Genomic DNA, 13,704 nt, shown 5'->3' with positions numbered 1-13,704 from the left:
TCTCAACTGTATTAATGATACTGATCGGGTGCGGAGCTGACGAATCCCCACCCGAACTCCCCGACATTGAGTACAAACTCGTTATTACCGATTCGATAAGAGTCGAAATCGGTGATCCTGACTACATTTTCGGACGGCCTATCTACATGACGCATTCACCCGATGGTAATATCATGTTTCTGGACAGGATTAAGCACATGGCATTCATGTACACACCGGAGGGAGAATTCATCAGATCTATTGGGCGGGAGGGCTCCGGAACGGGTGAGTTCAATTTGCCCTCTTCCATGGCGTTCTACTCCAATGGAAACCTGCTTATAGGAGATATGGATGCAATCACATCATTCTTCAAAACGTACCGGGGATTAATCCTGTACAGCCTTGTCCTGCCGACGAGTTTGCTCTTTAGTATCCCGGCATCCTCGAGCTTTTCCATCCGATACTGAACCCTTTGCTGGTTCATTAAGAAGTTATTCGCTATCTCCGTAGGATAGGAATCACCGAACCTTGCAATGTAGAAAAGAGTTCTGGACACAGTCTCTCCCAGAAGAGCGTAGATAAAACTAAAATCGTATGTTTCCATATCGGTATTTCTCCTGTATGAACTAAATATTTCAGTTATATAACATATACATTTGGTTATATCACAAATCTATTTAGTTATATTAGAGCCGTCAATGGCGTTGGAATAACGAACTTGCCCGATCTACGCACGGCAATTGCGGTATCTGGATATCTACCGCATTAGCAGGAAAGACCCATAATTAAACACATTTACCTAATCAGGCAGGACATCGGAGGTTTATTGGGAAATATTTACTGCTTTGGGAGCAGGTAATGGTATTACGAAAAATCCACTTTCCTATTGTTTCCTTGAGAGAATCCCGCAGGAAGACGGTGATAATGACTCCGGGCTGAATACATCTCATCCTTTCGAACTGCGACCAGGTGATACGCGGTTCTGATCGGTGAGAATTCCGGTGGTGTCGGCACATTCGGAGAGGTTCGCCAGTACTGGCTCCCGAACTCTCGAATCAGCCTTCGGGCTCCCCGAATAAGTGAAGATCTGTTAATATTGTGTAAATAGAAGCTAACTTTCTGCATTGGAGGTCAGTAATATGAGAATCCTGCTGGTTCTGAGCATGTCAATCTGTGTCTTTCCACTATCTGCAGACTATAACATTGATGGAATGTTTAAATCTCTTTTCTATTTCTACAACATCGAACAGCCTCGAACATTTGATTCCTTCCTGGCTGTTTATCCTGATCCGCCCCTCCTCAGACTGGATGAGTACGCCCTGCACTGGGACAGCTTCGTTACTAATCTCGACTTCTCGGAGTGTGAATACTGGGTGGATTCTATAACCATGAAGAAAAGAGCGGGTCTGGAAAGGGGGATTGCAGCACTGATAGATCATCCGGACATCTCTTCCCTGGCGCTTGAGTATGCATCCTCAGCCATATGCTATTATGAGTGGGAAGGTCTCCCTGAAGGCCCGGGTGATGAAGCGGTATTTGCTTTGTCCTACATGAATGAGAATCCTGAATCACCGCTTGAACCATATCTTATCCTCTTTCTGATGCACCGATTAAGAGCGCAGCGGGAATGTATTGTCTCGTATTACATAAGGTTGGATACTCTCCGATATACTGCTGAAGCAGACAGCCTTCAGGTTCTGTACGATTCACTTTTCAGTGAGGCGGTACAGCATCCGGACCCGCTGGTAACTTATTTCGCTTTGGAGCTTGATTCAAGAGAGAAGGTATACGAGTAGTAATGCATTAAGGGTTTGATATACATGTACAAATTTTAGATATTCCTATAATGACTTTGAATCATTAACTGACGGGAGACTGATATGAAAAAGTACATGATAGCTGCTGTTATAGCTGCTATTTCTATTGTGGGATGTTCGAGCGATCCTTCAGCACCATCCGGGTCCCTTCCCAATGTACAGAACCTAACTATTAACGAAACGGCATCAAAGGGAGATTCTGTAGTTCTGGAATGGGATGCTCTTGACGTGGAAGTTGACGGGTACCACATCTACTACGCGACAACTCATCCTGGAGACTGGGGCGAGCCCGGTTTAACGGCGGATACAACCTGGACGCATGTAGCGACATCGACCGGGTATTACGAGATAAAGGCCTCCAAGGGGCTGGATTACTCTACAGGTTTTTCAAACAGAGTTAATTCCAGGGCTCAGGCCAATTATTCCCAGGAGCAGGAACTCAGAGCGAACACCACATCGAACGGTCTGATATTCTATAATGACGGTCTCGGCTGGGGAACCGGTGTGGCCGATTCCTCTGAATTTCATCAGGATATCTACGTTGGAATAGCTAATAGTAAAGTTTACCTCTACTCGGGCAATCATAACCCTGCGCTGTATCCCGGCGGAAACGATACGAAGCTCTGTCTCAGGGGTACACTCGGAAACGTAGCTCCAGCACCCGGTTCATCGGAATGGGTTGATTCTGTACAGGTAACCGATATCAACTGGGTATATGTACAGCTGACTAATAATCATTACGCTGAATTTTACATAGACAGTGTATTCACAGATGGCGCTGATTTGTTGTCCTTTGAATATCAGCTTATCGATTATCTCAGGCTTTTCAACGTGCTTTAGTGCTGTTCTTGTCCTGAATGGCGGCGGGGTTCTGCTCCGCCGCTTATTCCATTAAAACAGATCCCTCTTGCTCTTCATGGCCTTTCTGATATCCTTCATCAGTTTTTTCAAGTCCGGGTCTTTTTTGATCTTCTGATCTCCGGTTACCCCGGCTATCATCATATCGACCCTTCGGAGCTTACCGGAAACAAGTTTTCCAAGAATTATAAGATATTCTATGGCAAGTTGCGGTTGAGTCTGAACCATGTCGGCGAAATGTTCCCGGGTCATCCTGTAAAGGACTGATTTTCCCAACGACCGGACGGTAGCGGACCGCTCTCCCTCATCGAAGAAAGCTATTTCACCGAACACATCGTTTGCTTCCAGCGTATCCAGTGTAACCGCTTTGCCACCGGTACCTTCGATAACCTCAAGTTTTCCCGATTTGATGATAAAGAAATCTGTAGTGAGTTCTCCCTGAAACATCATCGCGTCTCCGTTGTTCAGTTCCGCTACTTCGTAGAAAGGCATCATTTCCGGTTCGAGAAGTCCTCTGTCTTGATTAAAAAGTTCTCTTTCCTTCATCTTTTCCTCCTCGGTGATTTCAACTCAATGTATTTCAGTAAGCAATTAAACAATATCCTGAGCCCCTGTCAACCTCAAACCTATCTATACATTCTATACTGAATATGGCTGTCCAAAAGTCATATACGAATAATAAGCCAAACATTGCTATTACTATGATATAGTACTTATTAATAGTACTATAAAATGGACAGAATAAGTAAGATAAGTAAGTCCGACCTGGGAGATGGAATAATCAGCAACCTGTCCTTGTAACAGCAGTGAAAACAACACGGGAGGTTGAAAATGTTTCTGAACGCAATGACATCACTGATGATTCTCTCCGTCTCGGTCGCTGGATACTTCTGTCCGGGCAGGTCAAGCGGCGAAAATTATCAGGAAGTAGTACAAAGAGTATCCGAGATGGTCTGGGACCAGAACGTAAGAAAAATGGCAAGCGCGCACGGTCTCGATGTAGTAAACGTTACCTGGGAGGACACGGGGCGTTACTCCGGCTCGTGCTGGGGTCCAAACATTTCCGATATGACAATACAGGTTCACAGCCGCCAAAACGGTTCTGAAAACCCCTCTCTTACCTGCATGCCAGTGATAAGGTATCCGAATTTTCACGATATTTCAGCGGATCTTGACCCGGATAATTTCTATCTGCTGGTTGGCAACGAAATAGGCGAAGATCTTGCTCCTGTATCACTTACGGATTTCGTTGACAATATCAGGTACTATCTCCACGATCCGGAATCATGGGATGGTGACGAACACAGCTTGCTCGCGGAGCGGGACAGCGTTGTTCTGGTAAGCGCCCAGGCGGTGTTCCTTCCTATTAAGGATTCGGGAAACGCAACGTTCAATCCTGTACTTTACAATTACCAGTCCTACGAGGGCGATCCTGCCGTACTTACAATTCTGGTAACAAGAGAAGGCACGAGTGTGACTGTAATAGATAACGCAAGAGACGCGGTTCCGGGATCCTGGAGCTGGGGTCAGAGACTTTTCTTCAACGAAGACGGGAATCGCGCCAGCCTGACCGGGCAGCGGATTTCGGACTTCAGGGCTGATTATGTAAGCAGCGGGGGAGACCCCTCGGACATATCCGAGGAGAGTAACCTGAATATGGTTTTGTTGATACAGATTCCCCTGAAGCAGAGGAATCCTCAAAGCACGTATTTCGATGATGTATGCTGCGACTCTTCTTGTGAAACGTTCTGTGCGTCTGGTGAGCTCAGCAGGGGTGTATCGGATGTCGAAGCTGCCGTGATCGGTCATGGAGAATTGGAAGGGCCCTTCACTGAGATGGATGATCTTGAAATCCGCAGGGATCCGGAATTCCCCATAAGAGTGACAGTACAGTTCTACAAGGCAACTTCAAACGGGATTGCCTCACAGAATGATATCGATGAGATAGCTGAAGAGATCCAGAAGGTGTACGACCAGGGTTCGTACGTTGGCTCCCTCGTTGTTCCCGATACGGGAGTCTACAGACCTACCGACTGGGATAGAGCATCCGTACCCAGAAGACTGAACAGGTACTGGGACTTCAGGAGAAACGGCTTCCTGAACTGGATAGGCAGTAGAGACCTTAAAAATTAAAGGAGAGGTACGGACAGTGCCGGGACTGATCAGTCCCGGCATTTTCTATTTGGAAAGTTTCAGTTTTTCTTCTAGATTATCCGCATGGCTGAAAGAACATCGGAACGGAAGCACTGGGACGATTTCTGGAAAAGGGATCGTGACCTTGACGAAATCTACGATAACGATGGGCGCATACCTGAAGAGCTCCTCAAAAGGATGGACATCAATGGCGCAATCGTAATGGAGGTTGGAGCCGCAACCGCCAGGGACAGTGTTATTCTCGCTGAAAACGGGGCTATCGCGATAGCGCTTGATTACTCCCACGAAGCTCTCAGGCTTGCCAGTGAGGCAGCTGAAAGAGCAGGGGTTCAATTACTCCTCGTCTGCGGTGATGCCCTTGCCCTGCCCTTCAAAGATAATTGCATCGATCTTGTTTTTCATCAGGGAGTTCTGGAACACTTCCGCGATCCGTTTCCTCTTCTTCGTGAAAACGTAAGAGTCATAAAGGAAGGTGGAAAAGTTCTTGTGGATGTTCCTCAAACGGTTCATATCTACACATTGATAAAGAAAACCCTTATCGCGATGAACGCATGGTTCGCGGGCTGGGAGACCCAGTTCACACCGGGTGAACTCTCCAGAATTCTCAGAGAAACAGGCCTGGAACCTGATAGTATTTACGGAAGGTTTTTCTCCCCCTCCCTCGCTTACAAGATATTCCGGGAATTGCTTATGAAACCGGGCATCAAGCTTCCGCTGAGGCCGGTACTTATTCCACCTGTCCACAGATTACGGACCCTCCTCAGAAAGAAGGTCGAAGATTCTTACTTCGGGCCGAGATTCGGTTACATCGTCGGAATCATCGCCGGAAAAAAACAGGACAGCTGACATGCGTATTCTGGCCCTTAACTGGAGGGATCCGAAGAATCCTGAAACGGGGGGGGCAGAGATTCACCTTCATGAAATCCTCAGAAGGACAGTCATTGCCGGCCATGAGGTTACACAGATCTCTCAGGCGGTGGCCGGTCTCCCCTCTGAAGAAACAATAGACGGTATACGTATCCTCCGTAATGGAAAGCGGAACACTTTCAATTTTACACTGAAAAAATTTGCCCTCTCCCTCGACATATCATCCAACTTCGACCTTGTCATTGAAGACCTCTGCAAGATACCCTTCTACAGCCCCCGATGGTCTCCGGTTCCTGTTCTTACCATTGTGCCCCACCTCTTCGGCACAACGGCTTACAGGGAAGTCGCGCTGCCTCTTGCGCTCTATGTGAATTTCATGGAATCTTTCATACCTAGGGTTTATGGAGAATGCTCTTTCGTGGCTATTTCCGAATCTACAAAGAAGGATCTCGTAAAAAGGGGAATATCCGCGGAAAATATTTCCGTTATTCCCTGCGGGATAGACACCGGATTCTACAGGCCGGGAAAACCCGATCCGGAACAGGGGACATTCCTGTACGTCGGAAGGTTGAAAAAGTACAAGGGTGTCCAACTGATCCTTGCGGCGCTGGCTGTACTGCGGGACGCGGGTAAGAATTACAGGCTTGTAGTGCTTGGATCCGGCGATTACGAAGCGGAGCTGAAAAAAACCGCCTCACGCCTTGGCCTTGACCGGAGTGTTACCTTTGAGGGATTCGTTTCCCAGGAGCGAAAGCTCCACTGGCTGCGGAAGGCCTGGGCGGCCGTATTCGCATCTGAGAAAGAGGGATGGGGACTGACGGTAATCGAAGCAAACGCCTGCGGAACCCCCGTTATCGCCAGCGACAGCGATGGTCTTCGGGATTCGGTGAAGGACGGCATTACCGGCATTCTTGTTCCCCATGGCAGTGTGGATAGTCTTGCGGCTGAAATGGACAGGCTTGCAAACGATCCGGTTCAAAGGGACACACTCGGAAAAAGCGGCATGGAATGGGCTACCGGTTTCAACTGGGATGATACCGCGAACAGTATGATAGAAATAATGAAAGACACTCTGCGCAAGTGACGTCCGGTCCGAGAAACAACCGTTACCCCGTATGGGCTTTATGTATAGCTCTGAGTTTCCTGGTAATCTGGCTGCTTGGTCTGCTGCCTCCAATCCTGGAGCATTTTTCTCACGATGGAACCGCACGTTTCATACGATCTGCATACAAATTACTGTGTCATGGCATACCGGATCGATGCCCTGTGATATTCGGACGACCTGCCGCAGTATGCGTGAGGTGCAACGGAATATACTTTTCAATTGTTCTCGGTTGTGCTGTGTTCTTCCCGCTATTTCGGAAAAGACTGAAATGGAAAACCGTTCTCCTGGTTTCCCTGTTCGTTACATTCATTATGGGCTTACAGTGGGTACTGGAATTCACGGGAGTGATTGATACTTCTCGCTCTCTTCTGACGGCAACCGGGTTCATGTGGGGAACGGGCCTGAGCCTTCTTCTCTGCAAGTCAATCGATATGCTGCGCGGAAGATACACCATATCCTGAAGGGTCTAAATGTTTTCAGTGATTCATCTACCATATTTGATAGAAGTGAATGAACTGAAATACGATTTACGATTTTCAGGAATTGACAGAACTTGATACCATTGAATATCATCCTTCAATAAAACTAATCAGTATTCGCCTGATGCGACCTTGAATTGATTGTATTAACCGGATGGGTAAGGGTTCAGAAGAAGATAGTTCTCGATAACTCTACAGTTCCGGTTCTAATTGAATAGTACAGATTCCGGATTCACTTTCATCGGTAACAATGGAGGATTGTAAATGGCCAGTAAAGCGGAGAAGGCTGAAATATCCGGGAAAGCAGAGGCTGCTCTTTCCGGAAAACAATTCAGGGAGCTTTCAAAAAGTCTTAAAACCATGTTCAAGAAGAATTCAAAAGATCTGCGCAATCATCTTAACGAAATGAAAGATCAGATATCTGACGTAAGCGGGCTGCTGCAGACAGAACTCGAGAAACAGAATCTCGATATACTTACAGCCCTCAGATCGGCGGGAGATTTCGCGAAGCGGTCTGACAACTCCGCAATGGATATGCTCTCACAGGTATCGAGCCTGAGGGATTATTTCGCAAAACAACAAAGCATGGTCAAGAGGTTTCAGGACGGATACGACTGGACAGTGTTGAAGAATTTTTGTCATCGAATAATAAGATGCATCGATGATGTTGAAAAACGTATGAACAGCACCGATGAAGTAACTGATAATCACCGTCAGGATCTCGATATGATTTACGACCAGCTCGTATTCGCTCTTGATGGAAGCGGAATAGAACAGTTTAAACCCGAAATCGATACTCCTTACTCAGGCCAGGAAAAAATAGCGGAAGTAGTGGGCAAAGACCCCTCTGAAAAGGGGGAACCCGGACACATATCGAAGGTAGTGAACCCGGGCTACATTTTTTACATCGATGACGAACATCGGAAGCTTATTCGACCTGCTAAAGTAAGGCTCTATATGAAACAAACAGAAGGAAGTGATGACATTGAGTAACATTGCAGGCATAGATCTGGGAACGACCTTTTCTGGTTTGGCTATTCTTAACAGTATAGGGAAACCCGAGACGGTTCCCAATTCCGATGGTGAGCGAATTACACCCTCAGCGATCTATTTTCCCGATGACAGCCAGGAAACCGTGCTCGTGGGTCGTGAAGCCATTAATGCCAGGGCCGATGATGTCACAAGGTCAGCCCGATGGGTGAAACGTTACATGGGGGATCCTTTCTATCCCCAGGAAGTCATGGGAAAACAGTGGACTCCCGCTGAACTCTCTTCGCTTATCCTTCGAAAGTTGAAAGAGGAATGTTCGAAGCAGGTGGGCGAAATCTCCGATGTTGTCGTTACCGTTCCGGCCTACTTCGACGAAGTTCGACGGAAGGCCACAATGGACGCTGGCAAGATGGCCGGTCTTAACGTAATAGGAATAGTTAATGAGCCGACGGCTGCAGCTTTATTCTACGCGTCTGAGCAGGACGTATCGGGAAAGATACTGGTGTTCGATCTGGGCGGTGGCACTTTCGATGTTACAGTTATGAACGTTCAGGGAAAGAAGATCGATATCGTCTGTTCCACCGGTGACCATCAGCTGGGTGGGTACGAGTTCGACCAGAAACTGGTCGAGAACTTCAAAGATGTTTACAGCAGTGAGAAGAATGGAGATCTGTTTCCAACTCCGGAAGACCGGGCAAGGTACGAGATAGAGGCTGAAGACGCAAAAAAATCACTTTCAAAACGTCCATCTGTTAAAACACTTCTGGTTGGAAACGAGGGTAGTTTTAAGCACGAGTTGAGCAGGCAGAAGTTCGAGGAACTTATCTCACCCCTGACTGCAAGGATAGACATGCTTGTGGAGGATGTGCTCGACGAAGCCGAACTCGAACCGAATCAGATTGACAGAGTGCTGCTTGTGGGAGGAAGCACCCGTATACCTGTGATCCAGAAGAGACTCGAGAAGATGTTCGGCAAACCTCCTACGGTTGCGGTGAACGCGGACGAGTGCGTTGCCCTTGGAGCCGCTCTCCATGCAGGGTTGAAGCTGATGGAACAGGACGCATCCAAAGTTCCCAGCGGAGTAGCCGCTGGGCTCGGGGATATCAAGCTGAAGGAAGTCTGCGGACACTGCTATGGAACTATAATCGCAACCATTGATCAGGAAACCGGGAGAAAAATCCTGATAAATGATGTTCTCATTCCGAAGAATACGACCCTGCCATGTCAGGTTGAGAGAACCTATTACACCGCCGCAAAGGGCCAGGTAGAGATAGAAGCTAAAGTTACTCAGCACGTCATTGAAAGTACCGATCCGGATATTGTGAATATCGTGTCCATCGGTCACCTGGATCTTCCACCCAACCGGGAGGCCAACAAGCCTGTCAAGGTTCAATACAGCTACGATACAAACCAGAGAATGCACTGCGTATTCAAGGACGAGGAGTCGGGCAGAAAACTGGAGATGGACATAGATACCCAGGCGGGACAGATGTCCCAGTCCGAGGTGGAACGAAGAAGGTCCAGCCTTCGGGTTTTCCAGGTTGAATAGGAGACGGTTTTGATAGCGACAATTGTCCTTAGTTCCCTGGCACCTCCAATCTGCTGCGGCATAGTTCTGCTTATTGTAGTTATTGGAATAGTTGCAGGGGTAGCAGGTTCTGAAGATGAGAAGAAATCATCGGGCACGAAAACGAGAAAAGAAGCTAAGAACGGGCCAAGACCTACAACGACAAACTTCCTTTTCCAGACATATGTCTCCACCGAGATGAAGGATTTCGGAGAGATCACGATGGAAGTTTTCACTATCGAGATGCAGGGACCGATAAACGCGCCAATGAACAACTGCCCGGTATTGAAAACAATAACCCTCTTTGATATCACCAATGGGAAGGATGATCAGAAACCGGTTCTCTGTTCTCTGGACAACCTCCAGTACCAGGATACTACCGCCTTTTTCTCTTCGACCATGGATATACTTCCATTCATGAAGTCTCTTCTCTCCGTCTGGCAACCGATGTTATCCATACCAATTGAAACCCTGACCTTCCCCGCAAGGGGAAAGAGACTGCTTCTTTTCGAAGTAACAATTATTGCTCCCGATAAAACGGTACTGGTAAAGTCAAAATCAGAAATATATTTTGTGAATACTCAGTCTGGTTACATGGACAATATGAAGTCGAGGCTAAGAGCAGCGGAACTGGCAGTTAAGCTCGCGGTCTCGGTAAGCGCCGCTGACGGGAATTTCTCGGGAACCGAGGGCCGTGTTGTCAAGGAATGGATACAAAAGCGAATCGAAAGCAGTGTGGAATCACAGAAGCAGGAGGTTAAGCAGAAGCTTAACAGCGCCGTGGAATCGGCGATGATGGCCTCCGCTAGCTCAGTTCCCGAAGACATCATCCCTCTCTGCAGTGACCTCATCGAGATGAATCCCATTCCGGCCTCATCCATGGGAGACAAGTACGACATACTCGAACTCTGCCTGAAGGTGGCCAGCGCAGATGGAAAAGCCGTGGACACTGAACTTGAACTGGTTAACTCTCTCGCCGAAAATCTGGGCGTTGATCACGAACGCTTCAGAACCATGATAGAGAAGATACTTCCGATAGATATATTTGAAACCGATAATATCAACACAAAACTGGGCATTGACCCCTCCTGGACAGTCGAACAGAAAAGAAAGCATCTCAGAAAAGAGAACAGGAAGTGGCGCGCCCTGGCCACACATTCCAACCCTGAGAAACAGGCGCAGGCACGGCAGATGCAGGAACTTATTTCCAAAGAAATGGCTCTCCTCGAAGGCAGTGATGAAAAAAGCTAAGCTGCCATTTCAGATCGAGGATTTCAGGTTCGAAAATGATTCCCTCGATGAGTATGGCTTCAGCTCAGTCGAGGATGGCATAGAAGAGAAACAGATCGAAGTAAGGAGCCGGAATCTATCACATTCTGTTCTCATCGCACCAGAGCTCTTTCCCGAGATCGCTGAATTAATCGAAGATGTAAGAAAGAAACTCATTCCCGACAGAACCGTTGAGGGTTACGTTTTTAACTCCGGCGAGGGCCAGGCGTACAGTTTCGGTGAGGGCAAGGGCGGATCTGTAACCCTTGCGCTCAGCTCAGGCCTGATAGAGAGATTCAGCGCCAGCGAGATAAAATTCATCGTCGGTCATGAAATATCTCACACCCTCTTCGGCCACCTGCGGTATCCACCACCGAATCCTGACGGTTCGCCGTTGGAGAATTTCAACCTGCTCGCTCTTTCAAGGGCAAGGGAAATAAGCGCGGACAGGATAGGCTTTATATCCTGCGGATCAACAGAATCCTCGTTCAGGGGAATGCTCAAACTGGCATCAGGATTGAGCGACAAATATATAAGATTCGACCTTACCACCTACCTTGACCAGGCAAGGGAATTGCTGGATATGGGAGGATCCAAGTTTCAGCTTCTGTCCACGCATCCTTTAATCACCTCAAGGGTCAGAGCCCTCCTGTGGTTCGAGATGAGTGACCGGTACTACAAATTTACCGGGAAAAAGGGGAAAGCCCCCCTGGAATGGGAGAAGCTCGAAAAAAAGATCCAGAAAGAACTTGCCGCTGTCGGCGGGTTTCACCTGGTAAAGATAAACGAAGCCGCAGCATTTGAAGCTGTTCTATGGGGAACACTCGCGCTCTTCCTGGCGGATGGCATGCTCAATCAACAGGAGCAGGTGCTACTCCAGAAAACTTTTGGTGACAATGTGGCAAGCGAAGCAATCGAATTCGCAAGAAATTCCAATTCACTTGATCTTGAAACGAGACTGCGAAAATCCATATACAGCGCTTCTTGCCTTCCCATTGAGATAAGACTAAATATCTTTTCGGATATAGCGAGGCTCTCAGCCAGCGCTGCGAAAGGTAAAACGGAAATGGAACTGCTCGCGAGGTTCTCCACGGAACTGAAGCTTCCTGAGAAAACTGACGAAACGGAGATCTGATTCTATTTCTGCAAGTGCCGCAAGTGAAGTCCGACCCCTTGACTCTGTACTTCTGATCGATCAGTACAGTTCAACCTTGGTTCCAAGATATAAAGTAACATGGGAGTAATTTTCGCCCCACACATCATTTTCGTTACTGAGCAGCTTAATACCAACACCAATGTACGGTTCAAGGTCCAGAGGAAGCGCTGCTCTTATCAGGGGGATACGCCATCCAAGCTTGAGACCTGAAGAAATAGCCTCTATGTGTTCCTCACCTGTCCTGAATAAAATACCGGCACCCATATACGCACCAAAAAAAATACCAGAATAAGGTTCAATGAAATATTTCCGAAGTTCCCCTCCTAACTCCAAACCGATACCAGAACCCACTATTTCATCCGGGATCCAGATATAGACCAGGGAAGGACCTCCATAGATGATCCAGGTATTCATGGAATGCTGATCAAGAGGGCTCTCCATGTGAAATGTCATTTCCAATGTTTGCATGATACTGAATCTGTTTTCAGCCGGAGGTATCGGTACCGGATCGGCTGAAACAAAACTCGTAGAAAAAAGAGCAACTGCTATAGACAACAATGCGCTTCTAATATTCATTCCTGCTCCCGACATACGACTTCTGTTTCTTCATATCGTTTTCTACATCCAGAATAATGATACTGCCGGATTTCAGCCTGGTCAATTTCAGAATCCACGTGCATGTATTGAATAACTGTTGTCTAATAAACTGTGCTTAAACTGCGTAAGTGCCGCAAGTGAAGTCCGACCCCATCAGTGTCCTCGGTAAAGTCTCTCCCATAGAATGGGGGGCAGCGCAACTTCCTTTATTCTGGCGGCGGCGTCATCGATGCTGTACTTCACCCTGCGGTGTTCCCACGTTCCAGCTTCGGTATCAATGAGAAGGTAAGCCGCCCTTGGATCTCTGTCCCTTGGCTGTCCAACACTGCCAGCGTTAACAAGCCTGACCTTCGAAAAATCTCCCTTCGAAGCATCGGTGTAGTTGCCATCTTCCATCCAGCAGCCGGGAAGGTGTGTATGTCCTATAAGCGATATATACCCCTGCCTCGCGTTTATGGATTCAAGGGCTTGATTCCGCCGGAGAACGTACGTCCAGTTTTCAGGATCGGCCGGGTAACTGTGACAGAGAAAGAAATTCTCGTACTCAGCGAAGTACGGAATAAGTGACAGCCAGTCCTTTTCATCCTGAGAAAGAATTGATCTTGTCCATCTTAAAGCCGTAGCTCCCTCCCAGTTGTACCTGTCGAGAGATACCCGCCCTGCCGCTCCAGCGTCATGGTTACCAGAAACTACGATGTCGCATTCCTGCCGTACCCTCTCAATGCATCTGGAGGGATCGGCTCCGTAACCCACGATATCGCCAAGGCATAAAGTCTTTTCCGCATCTTTCCCGGTCGGGTCGTTCAGAACCGCTTCGAGAGCCTGGTAATTACTGTGAATATCGGAAATGATTCTAATGAGCATTA

At 47.6% G+C, this 13,704-nt stretch carries 14 protein-coding genes; 11 read left to right on the top strand and 3 right to left on the bottom strand.

Translation table 11 applies throughout. The annotated features are described in order from the left end of the window. Positions 1 to 14: 14 nt before the first annotated feature. The 3 genes from K8S15_12175 (at position 15) to K8S15_12165 (ending at position 2,636) form a co-directional block, all read left to right on the top strand. Complete coding sequence (locus tag K8S15_12175) at positions 15 to 446, top strand: hypothetical protein (GenBank protein ID MCD4776793.1); 432 nt, start codon at positions 15 to 17, stop codon at positions 444 to 446. Between the two features lie 672 nt (positions 447 to 1,118). Then, the gene (locus K8S15_12170; protein ID MCD4776792.1) at positions 1,119 to 1,775 is read left to right on the top strand and encodes a hypothetical protein; all 657 of its coding nucleotides are present in this window, start codon (positions 1,119 to 1,121) and stop codon (positions 1,773 to 1,775) included. An 84-nt stretch (positions 1,776 to 1,859) separates the two neighbouring features. Next, complete coding sequence (locus tag K8S15_12165; GenBank protein ID MCD4776791.1) at positions 1,860 to 2,636, top strand: hypothetical protein; 777 nt, start codon at positions 1,860 to 1,862, stop codon at positions 2,634 to 2,636. A 51-nt stretch (positions 2,637 to 2,687) separates the two neighbouring features. Here K8S15_12165 and K8S15_12160 read toward each other — a convergent pair whose 3' ends face one another. Continuing rightward, a complete protein-coding gene (locus tag K8S15_12160; protein ID MCD4776790.1) occupies positions 2,688 to 3,200 on the bottom strand; it encodes a cyclic nucleotide-binding domain-containing protein in 513 nt (170 codons plus the stop codon). A gap of 285 nt (positions 3,201 to 3,485) precedes the next feature. Here K8S15_12160 and K8S15_12155 point away from each other — a divergent pair, with 285 nt between their 5' ends. From K8S15_12155 to K8S15_12120, 8 genes are all read left to right on the top strand, one after another. Next, complete coding sequence (locus K8S15_12155; protein MCD4776789.1) at positions 3,486 to 4,787, top strand: hypothetical protein; 1,302 nt, start codon at positions 3,486 to 3,488, stop codon at positions 4,785 to 4,787. Between the two features lie 84 nt (positions 4,788 to 4,871). After that, positions 4,872 to 5,654 carry a class I SAM-dependent methyltransferase gene (locus K8S15_12150; GenBank protein MCD4776788.1) on the top strand — a complete coding sequence of 261 codons (783 nt, stop codon included), beginning with the start codon at positions 4,872 to 4,874 and terminating at the stop codon, positions 5,652 to 5,654. Between the two features lies 1 nt (position 5,655). Beyond that, entirely contained in the window at positions 5,656 to 6,759 is a 1,104-nt protein-coding gene (locus K8S15_12145) for a glycosyltransferase family 4 protein (protein MCD4776787.1), read from the top strand. Next, the gene (locus K8S15_12140) at positions 6,756 to 7,241 is read left to right on the top strand and encodes a DUF2085 domain-containing protein (GenBank protein ID MCD4776786.1); all 486 of its coding nucleotides are present in this window, start codon (positions 6,756 to 6,758) and stop codon (positions 7,239 to 7,241) included. Before K8S15_12145 ends, K8S15_12140 begins: the two co-directional genes overlap by 4 nt. Before the next feature lie 282 nt (positions 7,242 to 7,523). Then, positions 7,524 to 8,252 carry a nucleotide exchange factor GrpE gene (gene grpE, locus K8S15_12135; protein ID MCD4776785.1) on the top strand — a complete coding sequence of 243 codons (729 nt, stop codon included), beginning with the start codon at positions 7,524 to 7,526 and terminating at the stop codon, positions 8,250 to 8,252. Further along, entirely contained in the window at positions 8,239 to 9,798 is a 1,560-nt protein-coding gene (locus tag K8S15_12130) for an Hsp70 family protein (GenBank protein ID MCD4776784.1), read from the top strand. Before grpE ends, K8S15_12130 begins: the two co-directional genes overlap by 14 nt. 9 nt (positions 9,799 to 9,807) lie before the next feature. Continuing rightward, complete coding sequence (locus K8S15_12125) at positions 9,808 to 11,067, top strand: TerB family tellurite resistance protein (GenBank protein MCD4776783.1); 1,260 nt, start codon at positions 9,808 to 9,810, stop codon at positions 11,065 to 11,067. Next, positions 11,054 to 12,220, top strand: a complete 1,167-nt coding sequence (locus tag K8S15_12120) for a M48 family metallopeptidase (GenBank protein MCD4776782.1) — start codon at positions 11,054 to 11,056, stop codon at positions 12,218 to 12,220. Before K8S15_12125 ends, K8S15_12120 begins: the two co-directional genes overlap by 14 nt. 60 nt (positions 12,221 to 12,280) lie before the next feature. On the opposite strand, the gene K8S15_12115 is transcribed toward K8S15_12120, so the two are convergent. Together K8S15_12115 and K8S15_12110 are read right to left on the bottom strand one after the other, a co-directional pair. Then, complete coding sequence (locus K8S15_12115; protein ID MCD4776781.1) at positions 12,281 to 12,817, bottom strand: hypothetical protein; 537 nt, start codon at positions 12,815 to 12,817, stop codon at positions 12,281 to 12,283. Positions 12,818 to 12,991: 174 nt separating this feature from the next. Beyond that, complete coding sequence (locus K8S15_12110) at positions 12,992 to 13,702, bottom strand: metallophosphatase family protein (GenBank protein MCD4776780.1); 711 nt, start codon at positions 13,700 to 13,702, stop codon at positions 12,992 to 12,994. Positions 13,703 to 13,704 lie beyond the last annotated feature (2 nt).

Origin of the sequence: Candidatus Aegiribacteria sp. (assembly GCA_021108005.1) — a bacterium.
Classification (GTDB): domain Bacteria; phylum Fermentibacterota; class Fermentibacteria; order Fermentibacterales; family JCC-6; genus Aegiribacteria.
Note: the sequence above shows the minus strand (reverse complement) of the source record. Positions and strands in the feature narration are given on the sequence as shown.